Here is a 23,258-nt window from a genome sequence, read left to right on the forward strand (position 1 = left end):
CCTCGCGCCGGTCGACCCGCCCGCCGCGCGCTCCTAGGCTGGACCGGTGAACAAGGATCGTCCGTGGCTGGTCAGCGTGTTCTTCTGGGGCTGCCTCGCCTCCGTGCTCGTGCTGGACACGGTGGTGTGGCAGCGGCCCGGCATCATCCGCGTGCTGATCGTGCTGCTGGTGCCCGCGATCGCCGGTGTCTGGCTCGCGCTGCGGTGGCGGCGCGGGCACGGCCGCCGGCTCGCCACGGCCGCGTTCATGGTGCTCGCGCTCGCGATCTGCCTGGTCGACGGCTCACCGGTCAGCCTGTTCCTGCTGCTGGTGGCGCTGTGCAACATCACCATCGCGTTCGGACTGTGGCCCGGGGTGATCACCACGACCGTGCTGGTCCTGCTCCAGTTCGCCGCGCAGCTGTGGCTGGTGGACCGATCACTGGCCCGCTCCGCCTACGAGGCGTTCTCGATCGTGCTCTACGGGGCGTTCGTGATGGCGCTGGCGACCGCGGTCAACGACGCGTGGGCCGCACACGCCCGCGCCGACCGGCTCCACGAGGAGCTCACCAAAACCCATGAAGAGCTGCGACGGTACGCCGAGCGCGCCCACGAACTGGCCGTGTCCGAGGAACGGGTGCGCATGGCCCGCGAGCTGCACGACTCGGTCGGCCACCACCTCACCGTGGTCAAGGTCGGCCTGGAGAACGCGGAACGCTGGCGCGAGCGCGAGCCGGACACGGCCTGGCAGGACGTACGCCAGGCCAAGACGCTCACCGGGGACGCGCTCCAGGAGATCCGCCGGGTGGTCCGCGCGCTGCGCCCACCGCAGCTCGACGGCCGCCACGGCAGCGAGGCGCTGCGCGAGCTGGCCGGCACGTTCGACGGCACCGGCCTGGACGTCTCGCTCGACGTCGACGGCGAGGAACGCCGGCTGGACGACGCGCGCGAGATCGTGCTGTTCCGCGCGCTGCAGGAGAGCCTGACGAACGCGCTGCGGCACTCCGGCGCGCACCGTGTCGCGGTCCGGCTCGGGTTCGCGCCGGAGACGGTCCGGCTCAGCGTGACGGACGACGGCCGCGGCGCCGGCGGGGCCGGACACGGATTCGGCCTGACCGCGCTGGCCGGGCGGGTTCGCGACGCCGGTGGCGAGCTGCACGCCGCGGACGTGGACGGCGGCGGCTTCCGGGTCCGCGTCGAGCTGCCGGCATGATCCGCGTGCTGCTGGTCGACGACCAGGATCTGCTGCGCCGGGGCCTGTCCCGGCTGCTGGAGCTGGAGCCGGACATCGAGGTGGTGGGCGAGGCCGCGTCCGGGGCGGCCGCGCTGGACGTGCTGGCCACGGTCGTGGCGGACGTGGCGCTGGTCGACGCGCGCATGCCGGGGATGAGCGGCGTGGAGCTGATCACCCACCTGGCCGCGCGCTTCCCGCACGTGAACGCGTTGCTGCTGACCACGTTCGACGAGGACGAGTTCGTCTTCGGGAGCCTGCGGGCCGGGGCGCGCGGGTTCCTGCTCAAGGACGCGTCCCCGGAGACGCTGGTCGCGGCGATCCGCACGGCGGCCCGCGGCGGCACGGTCATCGACGGGCAGGTCTCGGCGCGGGTGATGGCCAGGCTGGACGCGGGGCCGCCCGAGCCGGGGCCGTCCGCGCCGTCCGCGCTCTCCGCGCGGGAGGAGGAGGTGGCGCGGCTGGTCGCGACCGGAGCGTCCAATCAGGAGATAGCGCGCACGTTGTTCCTGACCGAGGGCACGGTCAAGAACCACGTGTCGGCGGCGCTGCGCAAGCTGGGTCTGCGGGACCGGACCCAGCTTGCGCTCGCCTTCGCGCGCCGCCCCTAGCCGTAGAACCAGTCCTCGGACACGCCGGGGACCGCGTCGATGCCGGCGATCGGCGGCTCGGGCTCCGGCTCCGGCCGTGGCTTCCGGTCGAGGAGGGTCTGCAGCGCGGTGGTGACCTGGTCGCTGCCCGGGTTGGCGAGCGCGGCCTCCCACGCGGCCAGGTACCTGCGGAGAGCACTGGCCGGGTTGCCGATCTGCTCGCGGAAACGGCGCAGCTGCGCGACGTCCGCGTCCTGGGGCATGCGCTGGAGCCCTCTCGCGGCCGCCTCGATCAGCGCGCGGGCCTCGTCGTGGTCACCGTCGCGTACCGTGGCGGGCTCGTTGTCCTTGACCCACGGTCGTGTGGTGTTCTCGGCGCCGACCGCGGCCGACAGCGTCGGCACCCCCAGGCTCAAAGCCTCCTGCCAGGTGTTCGCGCCCTCGGTGACCACGAACCGGGCCTTCTTCTGCAACGCCGTGACCAGCGCGGGGTCCACGCGTCCGAGCCAGGCCGCGTGCGTCGGCGCGGTCGGGACACCGTCATCGGGCAGGTTCGTGCCGGGCGGCTGCTTGCTGCCGAGGAACACCGCGACGGTCTTCCGGCCCTCCGCGTGGAGCTGCCTGACCAGATGCTCGTGCCGCACCGCGCCGTCGATCTCGCCGTAGTAGACGAGGACGACGTCCACCATGGACGCCGGGTCGTCGGCCAGCTCCAGCAGCGTGGTCAGACCTTTCTTGGAGAGCGCGCCGTCACCGGGCCGGTAGAGATCCGCCACGGTCCCGGCGGCGGACGACCTGGGGTAGACAGGAACGCCGCCCTCCTGCTGGACCAGATCGTCGAGGCGGACCGGAGTCCGGTCACCGAGGATGAGCTGACGTGGGTGCTTGTCCCAGAGGAACGGTTGCAGGATCAGCGCATCCGGCGCCGCGGTCTGCTGATTGCCCGCCTGGATGCGCTCCTTCCAGAAGTTCCCGTAGACGCCCTCTCTGTCGTCGAGCGCGGGGAACACGGTGAGCGTGCGCGGCCCGGCCGGCGTGACGACGCCGTGCGGACGGTCGTTGCCGGCGTCGGCGATCATCATGGCCTTGAAGTCGCGCTGCTTGTCGTGGAAGCCCTTGAGCTGCCAGGGCCTGGTGATCCCGCTCAATTCCGCCGTGTTCGAGCCCGGCCAGTTCCATATCGGGAAGGTGTTCGGGTTGTTGGGCTCGGCGGGCACCATGCGGATGATCAGCTGTCCACGCCGGACGGTCCACTCCTGCTCGTAAAGCGCCCGTGCGTCCGCGTCCGTCTCCATCGACCGGCCGAACGCGTCCGCGTAGAACGGCGTCTTGTTCCGCGGGTAGGTCAGCACGACCTCGCCGGTGTAACCGGTCTTCTCCAGGCTGTCCAGCATGCTCAGCGTGGCCGTCTGATGGCCGGTGGCCAGGCCGCCCGGATCGATCACCCGGATCGTGTCGTAGCGTTCCCGCAGCTCAGGACCCATGTCCGCCAGGCCGGCGATGGGCGGGAACGAGACGGCGGGGGCCGGCGACGACGGATCGGGGAAGCCGGGAGAGGTGGGGACGAAACGGAGGATCGTGGGGTCGCGCGGGAGGTCGGCCTGGCGGCCGGTCTGGCCGTCGATGAAGACGATGCCGTCCGGGTGGTGGACCACGTTGAACGCGTGCGTGACGTTCCGGTCCCGGTTGCCGGCCACCACGATGCCACGCGCGCCCGGACCCGCCTCCGCCATCAGCCGGACCAGGTCGGCATAACCCTCCAGCCGCCGCGGCGGCCGGCCCGTCACGTTGGTCAGGAAGCCGGGCTCGGCCGGTGCACTGCCGCCGACCTGGTAGCGGTACTCGCCGTTGTCCGCGAGCGCCCAGTCGGTGGCGATCGACGCGATCAGGCAGTTGTCGCGGGCCTGCCGCCGGGTCAGCGGATCCGCGTGGTGGCGGTCCGGGTTGATACCGGCCAGCCACGGGAAGGTGCGCCGCACGCGGTCGCTCGACCAGCGCGGGGGCAGCCCGTCCCGGCCGGCCGTGAGCTGCTGGGCCACGCCTTCGGCGAGGCCGTCGTAGGTGCCGGCGACCGGTGTGCGGGAGACGTGCGGTGGCTGTGGCCGGTGCACGTCCACCGTGACCACCCGATTGTCCCTGGGGCGGCGGAGGGTGAACAGGTTCCGGCGGGGCGCGACGGTCGTGATGACGATGTCCGCGGTCGTCACGTTCCCGTTGCCCGGCTGCAGCCGGTTCAGCTCGGCGCCGATCAGCGTGGTCAGCTCGTTCTGGACCGCCTGGGCCCGCAGGAGGCCGGTGCGCCGACCGGCCCAGCCGTCGTGCACGTTGCCGTTGCCCCGGCCGGTCACCGTGACCGTGGGCATCGGCAGCCCCTGCGTGCGCCGCCACACCGCGGTGCGGGCGACCTCGCGCGCCACGGCCTGGAGCGCCAGCCTGTTGACCTGGCCCCGCTCGTGGTGCCGCCGGAGACGTTGCTGATCTCCATCCTGATCGGCCGGCGGGTCGGCCTGCTCCCGGTACCGTTCCCCGCTCCGTCGTGCGAACGTCACCCGGGCGGGGTCGCGCGTCCGGTCGGGCCGGGGCTCCCGCATTTCCCCGGAGACCACGACCGTGAGCGGGTTGGCGTGCTGCTGCGCAGCGGACTGGCGCTCGTGGAACGTCTCCCCCTCGCGCCGGCTATACATCTTGAAATGCCAGGTCCGGTTCGGGTTCGGTAGGCCGGCGACCTTCCGGATGATGCGCGTGGCGGTCTCTCGCGCCTCCGCGGCACGTGCCGTCGAGGCCTCGTCGGTCAAGCCCTCGAGATCGGCCAGCGTGCGGAGCGCGGTCACCAGCGCGATGCGCTGCTCCAGGCCCGTGTCGCCGGTCAGCGCGAGCTCGCCCTCCAGCGCGCTGATCACGGAGTCGAACTCTCCGCGGAACGCGTCGACGTTCGCGTCGACGGCATCGTTCAGCGCGCGTTGCACGTGACCGGACGGGTTGTAGTTCTGCAGCGTGACGTGCGAGGTGCCGTCCGCGCTGGCCGCGACCACGCCGGCGTAGTGGTAGCCGAACGCGTTCGGCAGCGTGGTCTGCGCGCCGTGCGAGTGGTCGACCGGCGCCGCGCCGGTGCCGGTCCGGATCGAGCTGCTCACGTAGGCGTCGCCGACCCGAGGCCAGGCGTGCTCGTTGATGCCGAGCCGCTCCGACACCTGATCGAGCCGGTCCCGGGTGGTCGCGTTCGCGTCGCCGTACCGCAGCGCCTCGCCGTAGGCCCGGCCCGGGGCCGGGCTCTCGCCGGTCGGGCCGGCCTGTGCCCGGCGGTCGCGCCCGACCGCCTCGGCCGCCCATGCGGGGCCGACCTGGCCGAGGTCGTCGTCGCTCTCCGCGATCCGGGCGATCGCTTCCGCGAGGTGGTGGGTGCCGGTGAGTTCCAGACCGTCCTGGCTGCTGGTGCCCGCGGGCACGGCGTGGTCGATCGTCTCGTCCCGGAAGAGCATCGTGTCCGGGCTGCCGTTCATCACGTACTGCGCGACATCGCGGCAGATCGGGCTGTGCGGGTGCGGCCGCCGCTGTCCGTCCGCGATGAACTCCGCGGTCACGTACAGCAGACGGCGATCCGGCGCGGCGGCCAGCGTGATGTACGTGTCCTGGTGGACCACCAAGCGCACGCGGGAGCCGTGCGCGGCCAGGTCCCGCCGCGCTGCCTCGATCACGTCCTCGGTCGCGAAGAACTCGCCCGCCTCGGTCTCCGGCTGTGCGCCCGGCACCGCCGTGGTGCCGTTGACCGCGAGCGTGCCGTCCGCGGAGACGTTCAGCGGCGGGTGCGCGTCCGTGAGCAGGCGTCGTTCCGGCAGGTCCAGCTGTGCGTCGGCGCGGTGCGTGACGGTCAGCGGCGCGTACTCGCGGAACGGCACGTCCTCGGTGCCCCCGGGGCCGAAGCGCCGGTACGCGGTCGTTACCGTCGGCCGCGGATCCGGCTCCGCGCGGCCGATCATCGGCTCCACGTCGGCCGTGGGCAGCCACTGGCGGATCGTGGTGATCGCGGCGGCCGCGCTCGCCGGGTACCGCAGCGTGGACGGCACGCCGAGTCCCCTGGTGAGCTTCCAGGGCAGCGCGATCTGGAACAGCGCCGTGTCGCTGACGACGCTGACCAGCAGCGGGAACACGGTGGCGGCCATCTCCATGAAGTCGGCGGCGTCCGCCACCGCGCCCGCACCGGTCCGGCGGTAGAACGCGCGCAGCGTCTGCAGGTGCGCGACCGCGTTCCCCGGATCGGTGTGCACCGCCACGATCGCGTGGAGCGCGCCCAGCCGGTCGGCCGTGCTGAGCTCGTGCAGCGGCAGCGCGTCCAGGCGCAGCGTCAGCCCGTTGTCGCCGGGAACCGGGCCGAGCGGCCAGGTGCGGACCGCGTGCTCCACCGTCGCCGGGTCGAGGTCCGGGAAGCGGCGGGCCACGTAGTCGAGCGCGTGCCCGACCGCGAGCGCGACGGACGGCTGCGCCGGCAGGTCCGCGAACAGCGCGTGCAGCGCGGCCGACCGGCCGTCCCGGTCCGGGTGCGACCGGGCCGTGGCGGCCAGCGTGTCCCGGTGGCCGGCGGCGTCGCGCAGCGCCAGTTGTGCCGCGGCCAGGTCCGGTGCCACCGGCAGACCGAGCAGAGTCCGCACCGTACGCCCGGCGCCGTTGATGTGCCGTTCGAGCACCGCCTGCCGGATCACCGGCCAGCGCGCGGCGGTGAGCGCGGGGAAGAGCCGTCCCAGGCTCTCCAGGTAGAAGTCGAGCGCGCGGGCCAGCTGTGTCGGGTCCAGCCGGGACCGCGGCGTCACGTCGACGTCCAGCAGCTGGCGCACCGCCCACGCGATGACCTCCGGGTCGGCCTGCGCCGGATCCCGCTCCGCGGCGGCGAGCGTGCCGAGATGGATGGCCTCCGCGTGCCCGGACGGCGACTGACCGGCGTCCTCCGGGCTGGCGTAGGCCGCCGAGCCCGCGCTCTGGTGCGCGATCGCGTACAGCCGGACCAGTTCGCTGGTCCGCATCGCCCACTCGTGCGCGGTCACCGGCTGCGTGGCCAGCAGCGCGCGGGCGTGGCCGATGACGGTCTGGCGGTCCGGCTCCAGCGCGCCGCCGGGCTCGACGTCCACGGCCAGCTTGTCGAACCGGCGGCGCAGCCAGGTGGTCAGCTCCCGGGCGTCATGGTTCTCGAACGTGCCCAGGACCCGCCGGAACATCGTCCACGGTACGGTGTGCGACTTCTGCTCACCGCCGAACTTGGTGTTCGGGCGCGCGTCCCGGTTCAGCCGGATCGCCTCGACCAGCACCGCGCCGGAGGCGTCCCGCCGGACCGTCACGTCCGCGGCGAGCCCGGTGTCCAGCGGGCCCGGCACCGGCGCGTAGACGGGCAGCGCGGTGTCCGGCAGCGTGGCGGCCGGTCCGATGGAGACCGGCGCGGCCGTGATCGGGTTCGTCGCGGTCACCCGGTCCAGCAGCGCCGCGCCGTGGTGCGCCCACAGCCTCGGGAACGTCTCGGCGATCGCGTCGCGCCAGTGTGCCCGCGCGTGCTCCGCCTCGTCCGGGGTGAGCGCGCCCGCGTTGACGTCCAGCAGCGTCGCCACGCTGACCTGGGCCTCGGCGAGCGTGGTGATCGTCGCCCGGACGCCGGGCTTCCGGGCGGTGATCGGGGTGCCGGGTGGCAGCGCGGTGCCGCGCGCGTCCGCGTCGCGCAGGCCGGCCATGGCCGGCCCTTCCGCGTGACCGGTGGCCCGGCCGTGCATGAACGTGGTCGCGGTGGACAGCTGCCGGGCCTGGGTGTAGAGCGTGACCAGGCGGTTCAGCTCCCGCTGCCAGGCGCCGGCCGAGTCGGCCACGCCGTCCGTGCCGAGCTCCGCGGCGAGCCGGGTCGCCTCCTCGTGCAGGTCCCGCATGGCGATGCCGGACGCGGTGCCCGCGGCGGGGAAGAAGCCGGCCAGGTGCGCCAGGTTGGTGGCGATGAACGTGACGGCCTGGGCGGCGGTGCGCTTGCGGAGCGCCGCGGCCAGGTAGGCCCGCTCCAGCGTCCAGGCGACGGTGTGCGACTTCTGGTCCGGGTAGAAGCGGGTCGCCATCCGCTCGTCCGCCACCACCAGCTCACTGACCAGCACCTGATCGCCGGTGTAGACCGGCTCGCCGGCGGAGTCGAACTGCCCGGTGACCGCCTCACCAGGAAATACGCGCGTGTGGACGGTGAAGCCGGTGTCCTTGCGGGCCTGCACGTCCTCCGCGAGCCCGGCGATCGGCGGGATCGGGCGGACCGTGCCCGGCGGCGGCTCCGGGAAGCCGCCCGTGGTCGGCAGGAACTGCAGCAGCTCCAGATCCTCCGGCAGCGCGGCCTGCCGCCCGGTCTGCCCGTCCAGGAACACCACGCCGCGCGCGTCGTGCACCACGTTGAACGCGTGCGTGACGCTGCCGCCGCGCTCCCCGGCGACCACGATGCCGCGGCTGTCCGGCCCGGCCGCCTCCAGCAGCGCGACGATGTCCGCGTAGCCGTCCACGGACCGGGCCGGCTTCCCGGTCACGTTGCCGAGGAACTCCGGGTCCGCCGCGTCGCTGCCGCTGATCCGGTAGTAGTGGACGCCCTTCTCCGCCAGGGACCAGTCCGTCGCCATGGCCGCGATCAGGCAGTTCGTCCGGAACTGCGCGTCGGTCTCCCGCATCGGGTTGACCTTCGCCAGCCACGGGTACGCCCGCGCGACCTCCACCTCCGGCCGCGCCCACGCGTGCGTGACCGCGGCGGGCCGCTCCCCACCGGCGATCGCGCGCTTCCGCTTTCTCTTGAGCTGGTTGACGGCCTCGCTCGCCTTGACCTCCGCGAGCCGTTTCTGTGCCGCGTTCTGGCGGACCGGGCGGTTCTCCCGGCTGGCGAACGCCTGGAGCGCGTGCAACGGCCGCTGGCGTAGCTCGTGGTCGCTGACCTGCCGGCGGCCGAGCGGCGGGAGGTTGCCGATGGCGGCACGCGCGGAGTCCGCGACGTCGCCGAGCATCGGCCAGCCGAGGACGGCGTCGACGATGAGGCCGGGCCGGTGCTGGCGAAGTCCGCGGAACCGTCCCGTGAGGTAGTCGAGCGCGAACCTGAGCGCCGCCTCCGGGTCGACGCCGTGCGCGGACGGCACCTCCTCGTCGAGGTGTCTGCGGAGCTCCTGGACCGCGGCGGCGTCGTCCTGCACCGGCTCGCCGTCGACCTGCATCGCGTCGTCGTCCGTGCCCGGCGCGTAGGCCTCCAGCCACCGCAGCGCGTCCTCCCCGGCCTGCGCATAGTCGTGCAGCAGGGTCCTCGTCGCGTCCACGTCCGCGGGGGGCGTGTCGATCTCGAAGACCTGTGCGATGGTGAGCGTCGCGCCGGTCAACCGGTGGTCCTTCACCACCTCGCGCCCGCCGATCGCGGACCAGATCGTGTCCCAGTGGGCCGCGACGAGGTTCGGGAACAGCCGATCCAGGGACTCCAGGTAGAACTCCGTCGCGCGGGCCAGCTCCACGGTGGACAGTGCGCTGGTCGGCGTGATCTCCACGTCGAGGAGCGCTTCCAGCGCGTCCCGCAGCTTCGTCTCGTCCGTCGGCCGGTCGCCTCGTTCGAACGCGCGCAGGTTCGCCAGGTGGGTCGACTCGCCCCGGCCGGCCGGCTGACCGTTGCGCGCGTCGACCGGGTTGACGTAGGAGGCCGAACCGGCGCTCTGATGCGCCACCGCGTACGCGCTGACCAGCGCCGTGACGACGTCGCCCCACTGGTTCGTCGGCATGGTCGTGCCACCGCCGAGCCCGGCGACGGTCTCCCGGGCCTGCCGGATCAGCTGCCGGCGGCTCGGCTCCAGTGGCCAGCCGAGGTCGCCGTCGCGCTCGAGCTCCTGGAAGCGGGTGTCCAGCCAGCCGATCAGCTCCTGGGCCGGCCGGTGGTCGAAGGACCGGAGCACATCCTGGAACATCGACCACGGTACGGTGTGCGACTGCTGCAAGCTGTCGAACTTCGTGCTCGGCCGGCCGTTGCCGACCGTCATGGCGCCGATCCTGACCTGGCCGATGGTCCGCTGCCCGCCGGGTGCGGCCGGTCCGTGCGGGTGCACCGGCACATCCGCCACGAACGGGCTGGTCAGCGCCTCCGGGATCGGCGGCAGCGGGGGCAGGCCGGGCACGGCGCGGTCGGCGACCGGCCCGGTGCCGAGCATGGCCTGGTCGACCGCCGCCACGAGATCGCGGACGGTACTGCCGTAGGCGGTGTTCGTCCTGGCGGACAACGGCTGCTGCAGGACGGTCCGGGTCAGCGCCGTCCCGTGCTTCTTGTGCAGGTGCGGGAAGACCTCGTGGATCGCGTGCTGCCAGTGGGCGACCGCGTGCGCGTACTCCTCCGCGGTGAGCCTGCCGAACTTCACGTCGAGCATGGTCGAGACGGCCGCCTGGACGCCCGCCAGGTCGTCCGTGACCGGCACCGTCTGCCCGGTCCCCGCCGCCGCCTCGATCGCCGCCGCCTCCACCGCGGCCACCGCGTCCGCGGCCCGCAGCACGGCCATCGCGCTCGACTCGCCGTGCCCGATCGCCTTGCCGTCCGACATGCTGGCGGCCGTGGACAGCTGCTGCACCTGCACGTAGAGCCGGGCCAGCCGCCCGAGCCCGACCTGCCAGTCACTCATCGTGCGGATGTTGGTGCGCGGGTTCGGGTCGCCGGCGTCCGGGATCTCGCCGTGGCGGAGCGTGTCGATCAGCGCGGTCGCCTCCGCGTGCAGCGCGGGCATCGCCTGGGCGGCCTTGGCCTGGGCCGTCGGCACGAAGTGGCCGAACGCGGTCAGGTTCCGCTCGAAGAACCCGATCGTCTCGCTGATCGTCCGGCCGGTCATCGCGGCCCGGAGGTAGGCCCGTTCCAGCGTCCAGGCCACGGTGTGTGACTTCTGGTGGGGGAACCACCGGGTGGAGACGCGATCGGAGTCGACCAGGACGTCGCCGATCAGCACCTGCTCCGGGGCGAGCAGCTGTTCGCCGTCCGCGTTCGTCGGCGCGCCGTCCGCCTCGAACGGCAGGAGCCGGCCGCGGGCGCTGAACGACGTCTCGTCGATCCCGCCCGCGATCGGCAGGTCCGAAAGGTCCACATCGGACGCCGTACCCTCGGGGAAGTTGTCCGTGGTGGGCAGGAAACGCATCATCTCGACGTCGGCGGGCAGGGCCGCCTGCCGGCCGGACTGGCCGTCGAGGAAGACGATGCCGTCGCCGTCGTGGACCACGTTGATCGCGTGGGTGACGGTACGGCTGCGTTCGCCGATGACCAGGATGCCGCGGCTGTCCGGGCCGGCCGCGCGCATCAGCGACAGCACCTCGTCGTAACCACCCACCCGGCGGGCCGGCTTGCCGGTGATGTTGTTCAGGAACGACGGGTCGGCCGGGTCGCTCCCGCTGACCTGGTAGCGGTACGCGCCCTTGTCCGCCAGCGCCCAGTCGGTGGCGATCGAGGTGATCAGGCAGTTCGCCCGGAACTGCGGGTCGGTCTCGCGCAGCGGGTTGATGCCGCGCAGCCACGGGTAGGCGGCGTCCACGGCCGCGTTGTCGCGGCGCGGGGGCAGACTCTCGTGCGGGGCGAACAGCAGGTCCTCGAACCCGGCGATGGCCAGGCCGGCGTCGTCCTCGTCCTCCTCCGTGATGGTGTCGAGCGGGGCCGGGGGCGGGGGCGGCGGCAGGGCCCGCCGGACGATCGGCGGCGCGTCCGCGGGGAGCAGGCCCTGCAGCACGTTCACGTCCGCCTGCGGCCAGCCGGTCAGGTCCAGCGACGTGGGCGGGTCACCCTGCGGCAGCAGCCCGAGGAGCGCGACGACCTGCGCGGGCGTGACGGTGGGCGAGACGCGCAGCGGCGTGTTGTCGTCCGAGGGGAGCAGCGTGATGTCGGCCGGGCCCCACCGGTCCGACACGCTGCTCAACCGCAGCTCGCCGTCCTCCACCTCGAGCCGGGTGCCGTCCGGGACCGGGACGTCCTCGAGGCGCTTGGTCCGGCCGAACCGCTCGCGCCAGCCCCACAGGCCGAGCGCACGGGCGTCCGCCTCCCAGAACCGGACCAGCGCGCCCTTCTCCACCAGCGTCGACGCCGGCTGCCCGGCCGCGCGGCGCTCGCGCAGCGGGATCGTCCGCCCGTCGGCCGGCGCCGCGAACAGCTTCAGGTCCACCAGGTACAGCGCGGACGTCTGCTTCTGCTTGAGCTTCACGCCGGTCGAGTCGGCGGTGCCCGCGGTCTGCGACTCGGCGAGGACGGCGCCGCCACCGGCGTCGGCCTGGCCGCTGTTCTGCGCGAAGTCCAGCGGTGCACGCGGCGCCCCCGGCTCCGGCGGGCTGCCGCCGAGCAGGCCCAGCGTCGCGTTCCCGGCCACGGCCGCGCTGTCCGTGCCGCGTTCCCGGTGCGAGGTGCCCTTCTCGGTCTGGTCGACCTGCTCCGCGTCCGAGACCGCGACCAGCAGCGGCCGTCCGGAGAACCGGGCGTCGAGCGCCACGGTGGCGGCCTCGGTGCGCAGCGTGGCGTCGTCGATCAGCGTGGTGGTCTGCCGCGCGCGCAGCAGGTTGCCGGCCACGGCCGGGGCCGGGCCCTTGGTCAGCCCGTCCAGGTGGCCGGTGCGCAGCGTGTGCCGGACCGCGGAGGAGTTGCCGAACGCGCGCGTGATGGTGCCGTCGAGCGACTCGACCAGCGCGCCCTCCAGCGAGTACGACATGCCGGGCGGCGGCCGCCAGTCGGCGCCGGGCGCGATCGTGCCGTCCGCCGGGGTGTCCTGCCCGATCCTGGTCGTGCCCTGGCCGGTCAGCCGCGCGGCCATGCCGGCCGGGGGATCGGCGAGCACCTCCGGCACGCCGATCGTGACCGCGCCCGGCACCGGGATCACCGCGCTGCTCTGCGGCACCGGCGCGGCGGGCGTGAGACTGTCCAGCGTGACCGGCACCCGGGTGACCGTGACCGACACGGTGTAGTCGTGATCGAGCTCGAACGTGGTCGCCTGGCCGGTCTTCTCGACGTACCCGGACGTACCCTCGAAGGCCGTGTCCTGTGTGGAGCGACCGTGGCCCCGCACGTCGGCCGAGGTCCCGGCGCCGACCGGCACGGACTGCAGGCCGCTGTCGCCGCTGTTCCCGGTGGTGAGCCGCTGCCCGCCGCCGTAGGCGAACGCTCCGCCGGCCCGCAGGCCCTCCTGCAGGTAGTCGGTGTGCTTCTCGGTGCTGACCGTGGCCGTGTAGTACGACGCGTGGGTGCCGGCCGGCAGCCCCGGCCCGGGTCGCAGGCCGGTCTGCGCCGCGTGCACCGTGACCGTCACCGTGTCGGTGTAGAGCGCGTGCTCCACCACGAACGAGTCGGACAGCCCGGCGTCGTAGAGGTTGTCGATGCCCCCGGCCAGCTTCGACCTGGTGATCAGCCCGGTCGCGACGTCGGCGACGCGCTCCCGGTCCACCCCGGCCATGTCGTCGACCGCGGTCCGGAAGCGGCCGCGCAGCGTCGTGCTGTCCACCGCGTCGTGCACGAAACCGGTGCCGATCATCTTCCCGAGGTACGGCGGCGGCCGGCCGATCGTCGACCTGGCCGTGGACACGGTGCCGTCCACCAGCCGCGCGGCCTCGTCCGCGGTGACCAGGAACGCCACCGAGTCCGGCGCCTCGACGCGCACCGTGACCGGCGGCGTCTCCGGCGACAGCGTCAGCGTGCCCGGCGTGGAGACCCGCCCGGTGAACGTGACGATCAGGTCGGACATCAGCAGCTCGGTCGGGCCGTCGTTCGTCACCCACCGCGCGCCGGTGCTGCCGATCTCGTTCTCGTCGCCCCTGCCCGACCGGCGGGTGTAACCCGCGGTCAGCGTGCCGGTCGCCCGGTGCACGTCCCGCGGATCGCCCTCGGCCGGGGTCTTCAGCTCCGGCGCGAGCGCGGCCGCCGCGCCGATGTCCACCGCGACCTCGCGGCTCAGACTGGACTCGACCTTCGTGGCCACGCCGTCCGAGTTGATGATCGCGTAGCCCTTCTCCGACCGCTGCGCGCGGCGCGGATTGGCCAGCTGGACCGTCATCTCCAGGTCGCCGACCAGGTCGGTGAACGTGCCGCCGCGCATCAGCTCGATCGGGTCGGCCCGCTCCGCCAGCGCGTCCAGCGCGGACCGCATCGCGTCCGGCGTGAGCCGGTTCCGCAGGTGCGTCTCGCTCGCGGTGCCCGGTTCGGTCAGCGCGCTGGACGTGTAGGTGTACTGCCCGCCGGGCGCCTCGGAGCTGCGCCACGGGCCCCACAGCCGGCCCGTCCAGTTCAGCGTGCGCCGGGTGCCGCCGGCTCCGGGCGTGAGCCTGTCGCTCAGCGCGATGTCCGCGGCCGTGAACAGCACGTCGTCGGCCACGTGGAGGTCGACGAACTCACGCGGCCCGGAGATGGTGAACGTGCCGGCCGGCGGCTGCACGGCGTCCAAAACAGACACGACGGGCGTGCCTGCCCGTGCCGGGGCCGCCGGGGCGTCGGAGTCGTGCTCCGGCACGTCGAACAGGAACCCGTCCGGCACCGTCATCGTGGTCCAGGGCGTCCGGATGCTGCGCCGGTGCACACCGCGCCAGGACACCAGCGTGCGCGGGCGCTCGACACGCTCGGTCCGGACGAAGTACTCCAGGTCCGCGGCGTAGCCGGTCATGTCCCGGCTCACCTTGACCGTGTGCTCGGAGACGGCGGACCGCCCGGTGCCCTGCTGCCGGCGCCACCGCACGTTCGCGGTAGCGCCGACGCGCAGGTTGAAGCCGCGCAGCCGGTGCCGCACGCTCCTGCCGACCAGGCTCATGCCGCCCTGCACCTGGACGCCGCCGCCGATCCCGGCCGTGCGCGTCCGGCCGCGCGAGCGGCCCCGCACGTCCTGCGTCGTCTCCTCGAACTGGGTGTAGTTGTTCGCGTTCTCGCCGACGGACAGCCTCGGCGCGGAATGCCGGGCGCGGACCGCCACCGTCACGTACTTCGACGTCGTCCAGGACGACCGGTAGGCCGACGGCGGACGCTCCAGCGACACCCGCAGCCCGCCGCCGAACAGCCGCCGCCAGTTCGCCCGCAGCGCCGAGGGTTCCACCGCGTCCTGCAGCCGCTTCAGGTTCCGCAGCTGCCGCCGGGTCGGCGTCTCGCCGGACCGGGGGAGCAGACCCGGCTCCGCGTCCGCGGCCTGGGCGATCATCAGGTCCAGCAGGCGGCCGTCGGTGTTGTGGGTCCGCAGCCCGCGCACGTCCGGCAGGACGAGCGGCTGCCAGGTCGACGGCCCGGCCACGGTGTCCGAGGCCGGCACCGCGACCGTCGGCGGCAGCTGCCGCTCCGGCGACCGGCCGTCCCGCGGCGCGCCCGGGTAGCGGAACCGCCGGGCGTCGTCCGGCGTCAGCCACAGGTGCACGTAGGCGGGCTCGCCGACCGGCCGCGGCCGGCCCACCGGGTTCTTTCCCACATGAGCGGTCGCGGCCAGGTGCAGCGGCACCCGGTACAGCATCCGCTCGCCGTTCACCTTGCTCTTCGCGTCGACCCGGGTCGACTGGTCCCGGCCCTGCTGCGTGCCGGACCCGATCTCGGCGGTCGCCACCGCGTTCACACCGAGCGTGCCGTGCACCTGGCCCCGCTCCGGCGTCGCGCCGATGCCGAACGACGGGCCGGCCGTGCCGGTCAGCCGCGCGGTCTGCGTGCTGCTGTGGCTCATGCCGCCGGAGCTGGCGCCGCGCACCGACGACTCGGCCCGCACGTCCTTCAGCGCCCGCGTGCCCACCAGCTGCGGCGTGCCCACGGTCGTGGACAGCGTCACGTACCCGCGCCGCTTGTGCAGCCAGTTCCGCTTCGTGACGATCTTCTCGGTGCTGACCGTGCCGGTCGCCAGCCGTCGCAGGTCACCGGTGATGCTCGCCGGATCGACCAGGTCCAGGATCGCGTCGCGGTGCCGGCTGCCCACCTTCGTGAAGCTGTCCGGCAGACCCAGCGTGTCCTTCAGATCCCGGAGCAGATTAGGGGGTACGGACACGTGCTCGACGAATGCCTGAGGCGGGATCTCGTGGGAGGCGGCCGGCGCGGCCGCGGCCGGGTCCAGGTTCGCCACCATCAGGGTGTCGAACGTGTCCGGCGCCAGCACGGTCATCGTCACGTTCCCGGCCGGTTGCGGGGCCGAGGGCGGGTGGTCGCGTCGCTCCATGGTCATGCTGAGCGCGCTCTTGACCGTCCACTGTGTGCCGTCCTGGGTGGTGACGCCCGGGAGCTCCTCGTTGGCGCGCACCGACTCCGAGGCGGACTGGCTCAACTGCTGCTGCGAGGAGTACTGCCCGACCACGGAGCCCATCGGCGCGGCCCGGACCGTGCCGCTCGGGTCGCTGTCGACACCGCTGTAACCGGCCGCCACGGAGTAGCCGCCGGTCGACGTCTCGCCGATCGCGGACTCGTCCACGTGCCGGCGCGGTGCGCGACGCTCCGGCGTGGGTCCGGGCGACACCTCGGTGACGGTGGTCCTGTCGCCGGTCGGGCGCTTCTTCTGACTCCACCCCGGCCTCGCGCCGTGGAGCACGATCTCCACCGCGTGCGTGCCGGTGCCGACCACCACGCGGTAGCCGGAGCCGTTGAACAGCGAGGCGGCATCGTCCTTCAGCGCGGCGTCGGTGACCTGTGCGTGCAGGGCCTCCCGCTCGGCCGTGGTCAACTCCCGGCCGCGGAACGTCGCCACCCGCGCCGCGATCGTGCCGGCGAGGCCGGCCGGGTCGGTGGCGGCGCGGGGACGCCAGGCGGCGTCCTGCACCGGGACGGAGGTGCTGCCGACCACGCCGGGCAGGTTCCGGTACAACGTTCGCGGGACCGCGGGCGGAGGCGGCGGGGGCGCGGGCGGCGGGACGTCGTCCTTCGTCTCCGGCGGTCTGACAAGCGTCTCCGGCGGGATGGCGGGAGCTTCGGGCGAGCTGGATGGTCCCCCGGCCGAGCTGGAGGACGCGGCCGGCGGGCCGGCGGGCGGCAGTGACGGCCCCGCGAACGGCCTCCGCGCGGTCGTCGCCGGCTGATCGGTCAGCCAGGCCTGGTAGTGGTTGCCACCCTCGTGCCACAGCCGCAGCACCGGTCCCGTGACGTCGCTGTTGCGGGTGTCCGGGTGCACGTAGCCGCCCCGTGCGTTCCGGGTGCCGATGACCAGCGGCATCCCCAGCGCGTCCGCGAGCAGCACCCCGTAGAGGTCGCCGCCCAGGCTGTTCCAGGTGCCGCCCCAGTTCCGCACCGCCAGGGCCAGCCTGCGCCGCTGCACGGTCGGTCCCGATGCGGACGTGGTGGCCTGCGCGCCGTAGACGGCGCGCAGGGCGACGTCACCGAAGCCGGCGTGCGGCGGATTGAGCACCATCTCCGAGAGCACCCTGGTGATCTCCGTCAGCGTGTTCGTCACCCGCGGATCGTTCAGCACCCGGTCCCGGCCCCGCGGCGTGTCGATCCGGCCCGGCACGCTCCGCAGGAACTCGCGGACCGGATGCGACAGGCCCTTGAGCCCGGCGAGCGCCAGCGGCGCGGTCAGCATCGACGATCTGAGCATGCACAGGCCGTCCCCGGTCACGTTCTGCAGGAGGCCGTGGGCCGGCGTGTTCGGCGGGAGCACCGTGGTCTTGGCCTCGGCCGGCTTCTTCGTCAGCGCCGCCCGGTACCGCTCGGTGAACTCCTCCGGGAGACCGTCGATCAGCATCACCACGTCCGAGACCGGATCCGCCGGTGAATCCAGCGCGGTCAGCTGGGTCGTCACGAAGTCGGCCAGCGCGGCCGGCGTGAACGAGGTCCCGGCCGGGGCGAACGCGAGGTGCACCACGTCCGCGGTGCCGTCGTACACGCCGGTGAGCACCACCGCGGACGGCTTCTCCTCCTTCGCCTTCCCCTTGTCGCCGGATTTCTCCGGCGACGGCTCACCGGATTTCTCGGGCGACGGCTCGCCGGACTTCTCCGCCGTCGGCTCGCCGGACTTGTCGCCGTTCGTGTCGCCGTTCGGCGTCCCACCGCCCGGCAGTCCTGAGACGATCGGCGGCGTCCAGGCCGCCCGCTGGTGCTCCGCGAACCGCGTCACGTCCGCGCCGCCGTACCGGTGCAGCACGTAGGCCAGCTCCAGCACCGCCGGAACATCCGACGGGCTGCCGTCGATCGTGAGCGGCAGCCGTACCGGCACGCCGTCGCCGAGCAGCGCCAGCGCGTCCGTGACCAGCGCCTCGTACCGCCGCCGCCCCTGCTTCTCCAGCGTCGCCCGGATCCGCCCGATCGGCGGCAGCACCGGCATCCCGCCGTCCCACTCCAGCCGATCGACGCCTTCGGCGTCCTCATCAGACACCCGCGCCGCCGCCGGATCCGTCGTGGTCCTTTTCTCAGAAGGCAGCGGGGGTACGCCCGAAGCCTCCCGCACCACGCTCAGAGGAGCCGGCCCGGTCGTGGCGCCGGGCGTTACGGACGGCGTGGCACCGCGCGCACCGGTGGTCGTCGGCATGCCGGTGGCCGGCGCGGTGGTGGCCGACGCCGTGGTGGCCGAGGGCGTGGTGGCCGAGGGCGTGACCGGTGTGCCGGCGGTGACCGTCGAGGCCGCGACCGGCGTGGCCACCTTGCTCGCGCCCGCCGGCGAGGTCGCCGCGGTCGGGGTGCCGGTGGCGTTGGACGTGGTCGCACCCGGCGTCGAGGCGGCCGTCGTGGCCGCGGACGGCGTGGACGACGACGTGCCGGTCCCGGGCACGGACGGGTTGCTGCTCCCCGGCACCGACGACTGACTGACCGGGGCCGGCCCGTTCGTGGACGACGCCGTGCTGCCCGGCGTCTGCGCCGCACCGCTCGCGCTCGCGCCCGCGGCCGCACCACTCGCGCCCGTGACCGCAGTGCTCGCAGGCGTCGCGCCCGGCGTGTTCCCGGCCTGCGCGCCCGCCATCGGCGCCGCCGCGACCGGCCCACTCACGACCGGCCCACTCGCGACTGGACTGCCGCCTGCGACCGTGCCACTGTTCCCGACCGCGCCACTGTTCGCGACCGTGCTGCCCCCGCCCGATGTCCCGGCGTTCGTGTTCCCCTGCGACGCGCCCCCGAACCCGCGGTCGCCGGATTCCGAAGCGCCACCGCTCGTCGTACCCTCGGCGGAGGTTTGTCCTGGAGACGCCCAGGAGCCGCTGCTCCCGCCGGTGGCGCCCCGTGCCGGAGAATCCGCCGTCGCGCCCGTGTCCTGGTGTCCCGCGCCCGATCCCGGTTCGTCCTTCGACGCGGTGTCGATCTCCGGCGCCTCCGGAATCGGCGCCACCACCGGTGCCGGGGCCGGTGCGGCCGGCACCTCGACCTCCACGTCCGGCCCGTCGTGCTTCCTCTGCGGCGACGCCCCGTCCTGTGTGGACCTACCCGGACCGTACTTCTCGTTGAGCACGTGCCCGGCGCCCGAGCCGCCCGCGGAGATGAGCGCGGACGCGCCGCCGCTGACCGCCGCGCCCCAGCCGACCTGCCAGCCCTCGCCGGTCATCAGCCCGTAGAAGCCCTCGGTCAGGTACTCCGACAGCGTCTCGGACGTGACCTCGCCGCCGGTCTCGAGCGCCTCCCGCAGCCCTCGCTTCCCGGGCGTGTCCGGTTTCGGGACGGGCGCGGGTACCGGGACATCAGGTGTCGGCTTGGGCGTCGGCACGTCCGGAACCGGCTTCGGTGCAGGCGTCGGTGTGTCCGGCTCGGGCTTCGGCTGGGGGACGTTGAACAGGTCGTTGCCGATGTCGGTCTTCTTGGCCAGGAACTGGAACAGGTCGCCGAGCCCGCCCAGTCCCAGGCTGATCGCGCCGCCGAGCGCGCCCACCTCGGCCGAGCTGCGCGTCTTGCTGTGGTCCCACTTCGAGCGGGTGCCCATGTCCAGCTGGTACTTCTGGATGAAGACGTCCATCAGCACCTGCATGGCGATGCCCATGACCATGGAGACCGCGATCTCCATCAGGATGCGTGCCCACAGCGTCTTGGCCAGGAACGTCATCACGATCTTGGCCTTGGCCATCTGGGCCAGTGCCTGCCCGGGGTTGATCCAGGACATGGCGAGCGCGATCAGCAGCTCGATGACGAGCTGGATCAGCGACGCGATGATCATCAGCTTGGCGTACTCGACCTCGGTGGAGAGGTCGCGGTGCGCGGAGCCCATGCGGCGCACCAGTTTGGCGGTGACGCGCAGGTAGCCGCGGTCGCGGACGTACTCGTCCATCGACCGCACGAACGCCTCGGCGGCCGGGCCGTCGAGGTTGTGGCGGAGGCGGTTCACGCCGCCCATCAGCTTCGGCTCGGCCGCGATGATGCCGTCCGCCAGCTGGTCGTAGACGTCCTTGAGCCGGCGCAGCTTGTCCTCGTCGGTGGCGGGGAAGTCCTCGCCGGAGAAGATCTTGAAGAAGTTCGACAGCTCGTCGTTGATCATGATTGCCATGCCGGACCCCCTCCCCGTCCCCGCCACCGGTCCATCAGTGCGCCCGTCCCCAGTTGGCCTCGCCCACGTTGTCCGACTCCTGGCCGAGCATGGTGTGCGCGAACTGCTCCAGGATGTGCGTGTCGCCGTCGGTGATGACGCCGAGCACCCGCATCGTCGCGTCGACGGTCTCGCGGGACTGCTTCATCAGCTTCAGCACCTGCTCGTCGACGTCGGCGCGCGCGCCACCGGGGACGACCGGTGTCTGGTACGCCAGCCCCTCGTCGTAGCCGGCCGTGATCGCCTCGATATGCGCGTTGTAGTCCAGGAACGGCTCCCGGGGGATCCCGTCCGTGTCCACCTCGTACCTAGGCATCGGCCTCGCCCTCCCGCATCAGCGGCCGGTCCGCGAACGCGACGGCCTCGCGGACCATCGCGTCCAGGTCGATGCCGCCGCTCTCGCTGTCGCCGGTGAACAGGTCCAGCATCGGCAGCCCGCTCGGCATGATCGACTCGAACCGGCCGACCAGCGCGTGCATCGCGTCCGTGCGCGCCTGCTCGATCGTGTCGATCAGCAGGCCGGCCAGCTCCGCGCCGGCCATCGTCCGGTACGCGTTGCTGGGGAACACGATCGAGGTCAGCCGGCCCTGGCTGTTCACGGTCACCGAGAGCGCGCGGTTCTTGGACGTCACGGTGGTCTGCAGGTCGCCCAGGCCGCTCTGGACCTCGGCGAGCTCCTCGCGCTGGCGTTCCAGCTCCGCGTACGCCTCTTCGATCTGGTTGTGCAGTGGTCCGGTCATCGTTCCTCCCTCAGGTCTTCAGTGGGCTGTCCACCTGGCCTTCCGGTGTTCCAGGCGTCGTTCACGCGGTTCTGGTGACGTGAACGACGCCTGGATCACGGTCGTGGTCCGGTGGACACCGCGCTAGCCGCGTCCGGTCTGGCGGGTGGTGCCGCGCGCCGGCGTCGTGGGCGTGGTGCCGGGCGTGCCGGTCTGCCGGCCCCGGTCGCCGCCGGCCGGGATGTTCTCGCGCCCGACCACGGCGGGAGCGACGTCCGGGTCGGTGCCCCAGACCTCCTCTTCCTCCTCCAGCCAGGTCTTGCGCTCCCGTTCCTTGTCGTCGCCGCCCTTGCCACCGGGCATGCCGCCGCCCATGCCGCCCATCATCGGCATGCCGCCCATACCGGGGGAGCCGATGCCGCCGCTCCCGCTGGCGCCACCGGTCCCGCCGGTGCCGGGGATCGGCACGCTGGTCGCGGTCAGCTGCGCCGGGCCGAACGGCGAGCTGATGTCCGGGGGCATGGTGACGCCGCCGGTCGCGGACATCGCGCCCTCGCCGATCCGGCCGATGTCGACGGCGTCGACCTCGGTCGGGAACTGCGACAGGCCGCCGTCGTCCTCGCCGAAGCTGCTTCCGCCGCCGAGCGAGACGCCGTCCCGCCCGCCGCCGACACCGCCGGAGCCCAGGCCGCCGAGGCCGGACCCGCCACCACCGACGTTGCCGAGGCCGCCGAGGCCGAACCCCGGAAGCGCGCCCAGCCCGCCGCCGATGCTGCCGATGCCGTCGCCGCCGCCGAGTCCGCTGCCGCCTCCGCCGCCGAGCCCGAAGTCACCGCCGCCGGTACCGCCGCTGCCTCCGCCGCCGAGATCGCCGATGTCGAGGCCGCCGCCCCCGCCGCCGCCGCCGAGGCTGAAGTCGGAGCCGCCGCCCCCGCCGGTCAGATCGTCCGCGCTGAAACCGCCGCCTCCGCCACCCCCGCCGCCGTCCCCGAACAGCGAGTTCGGGTCGAAGTTGGCGCCTCCGCCACCCCCGCCGCCGCCGGACTCGTCGCCACCGCCGAAGAGGTCGTTGAGCAGGTCGTTCGGGTCGAAGTTGCCGCCGCCCTCACCGTCGCCGCCCCCGCCACCCTCGGGCGGCGTGGGCGTGGGTGACGGCGCCGGCGGTCGCAGCGACGTGCCGAGCTTCGAGTCGAGCTTGTTGAACGCGTCGAACAGCGGCGGCACCTGCGCGCGGCTGACGTCGTCCAGCGACTTCAGCCCGTGCAGCCAGCGGCTGCGGATCAGGTTGTCGATGAACGTCCAGCCGGCCTTGGTCGCCACGTTGAACGAGCCGGTGAAGCCGTCGCCCAGGTTGACGGTCGCGGTCCAGTGCACGCCCTGCCAGTCGCCGCTGGAGCCCACCGCCTCCTGGCCCTTGAACGCGTCCAGCACCTGGTTGAACAGCAGGTAGTGCAGGTGCTGCGGGCTGACGAAACCGCTGAGCGGTGTCTGCCCGTCCTCCGGCGTCGTGGTCTTGTCGCGGTGCCAGGCGTTGGCCATCCCGGCGCCGAACGCGCCGATCTGGTTCGCGGCGCCGATCAGCGACTGGCTCCAGCTGTCCGGGTTCGGGCCGGAGCCGAACGTGGCCCGGCCGAAGTCCTTGCCGAGATCCTCCGCGTTGCGGACCTGGTTGTTGAGCCGCCACCGGAACATCTCGGCCGCGGAGCCGCGGAAGCCGGAACCCTCCACGTCCACGCCGTCGACGGTGGTGGAGAACTCCTCGGCCATCCGGGCGGTCGCGGTCTCCACGTACGCCATGGTCTGCGCCGCGTTGACGAACGTCTGCCGGCTCAGCACCGGGTGGTCGTGCGACTCCCAGAACGGCCGCGTCGCCGTGTCCGAGATGGTGGTGTAGTTGCTGTAGGCGGTGAGGATCTCCTTGTTCTGCCAGACTCGGACCATCAGGCAGTCGTCGTCGTGGACGTAGCCGGTGTTGCGCCGCACCCACCGCCACAGGTAGATGTACCCGGGCTTGTTGTAGTTCTCCGGCTTGAGGTCGTGCCACACACCGGTGGTGATGTGCTCGTCGATCCAGGTGTTCTGCCAGACGTACCACTGCGGGATCGCGATCAGGTTCCGGTCGATCGTGGTCACCGCGTTGCTGTTGCCGGTGTCCGCGTTGTCGGAGACCAGCACGTGGTTGATCGTCTGGTCCCAGTTGTACGTGTTGTCGACCGGCAGTTCCTGCGGCGGGGGCATCTGCCCCTCGGGCGTGGGCGTGGTGTCCTCGTCGCCCGGCTTGTTCTGCTGGGCGTTGCTGTCGTACGCGTTCGCCTCTTCCTGGGTCGGCATG

General features: G+C 73.2%; 6 protein-coding genes. 2 read left to right on the plus strand and 4 right to left on the minus strand.

Annotated features, from left to right (window positions below; all coding sequences use genetic code 11):
- Positions 1-46: 46 nt before the first annotated feature.
- The gene (locus OP04_RS06335) at positions 47-1,192 is read left to right on the plus strand and encodes a sensor histidine kinase (RefSeq protein WP_051797184.1); all 1,146 of its coding nucleotides are present in this window, start codon (positions 47-49) and stop codon (positions 1,190-1,192) included.
- A complete protein-coding gene (locus OP04_RS06340; RefSeq protein ID WP_033338560.1) occupies positions 1,189-1,821 on the plus strand; it encodes a response regulator in 633 nt (210 codons plus the stop codon). Before OP04_RS06335 ends, OP04_RS06340 begins: the two co-directional genes overlap by 4 nt.
- Here OP04_RS06340 and OP04_RS06345 read toward each other — a convergent pair.
- The 4 genes from OP04_RS06345 to OP04_RS53000 form a co-directional block, all read right to left on the minus strand.
- The gene (locus OP04_RS06345) at positions 1,818-20,168 is read right to left on the minus strand and encodes a toxin glutamine deamidase domain-containing protein (protein ID WP_033338561.1); all 18,351 of its coding nucleotides are present in this window, start codon (positions 20,166-20,168) and stop codon (positions 1,818-1,820) included. The two genes, OP04_RS06340 and OP04_RS06345, sit on opposite strands and share 4 nt — an antisense overlap.
- Before the next feature lie 34 nt (positions 20,169-20,202).
- Entirely contained in the window at positions 20,203-20,523 is a 321-nt protein-coding gene (locus OP04_RS06350) for a hypothetical protein (RefSeq protein ID WP_157239361.1), read from the minus strand.
- Positions 20,516-20,947, minus strand: coding sequence for a YbaB/EbfC family nucleoid-associated protein (locus tag OP04_RS49235; protein WP_051797185.1), 432 nt, complete (start codon positions 20,945-20,947; stop codon positions 20,516-20,518). Before OP04_RS49235 ends, OP04_RS06350 begins: the two co-directional genes overlap by 8 nt.
- A gap of 123 nt (positions 20,948-21,070) precedes the next feature.
- Entirely contained in the window at positions 21,071-23,257 is a 2,187-nt protein-coding gene (locus OP04_RS53000) for a hypothetical protein (protein ID WP_051797186.1), read from the minus strand.
- Position 23,258 lies beyond the last annotated feature (1 nt).

It is taken from the genome of Catenuloplanes japonicus, from assembly GCF_000717135.1.
GTDB lineage: Bacteria > Actinomycetota > Actinomycetes > Mycobacteriales > Micromonosporaceae > Catenuloplanes > Catenuloplanes japonicus.

Excerpts from the sequence above, each read along its gene's own strand:
- OP04_RS06340 (WP_033338560.1), top strand. The coding sequence starts at position 1,189 with ATGATCCGCGTGCTGCTGGTCGACGACCAGGATCTGCTGCGCCGGGGC.
- OP04_RS06345 (WP_033338561.1), bottom strand. The coding sequence starts at position 20,168 with ATGGCAATCATGATCAACGACGAGCTGTCGAACTTCTTCAAGATCTTC.
- OP04_RS06350 (WP_157239361.1), bottom strand. The coding sequence starts at position 20,523 with ATGCCTAGGTACGAGGTGGACACGGACGGGATCCCCCGGGAGCCGTTC.
- OP04_RS49235 (WP_051797185.1), bottom strand. The coding sequence starts at position 20,947 with ATGACCGGACCACTGCACAACCAGATCGAAGAGGCGTACGCGGAGCTG.
- OP04_RS53000 (WP_051797186.1), bottom strand. The coding sequence starts at position 23,257 with ATGCCGACCCAGGAAGAGGCGAACGCGTACGACAGCAACGCCCAGCAG.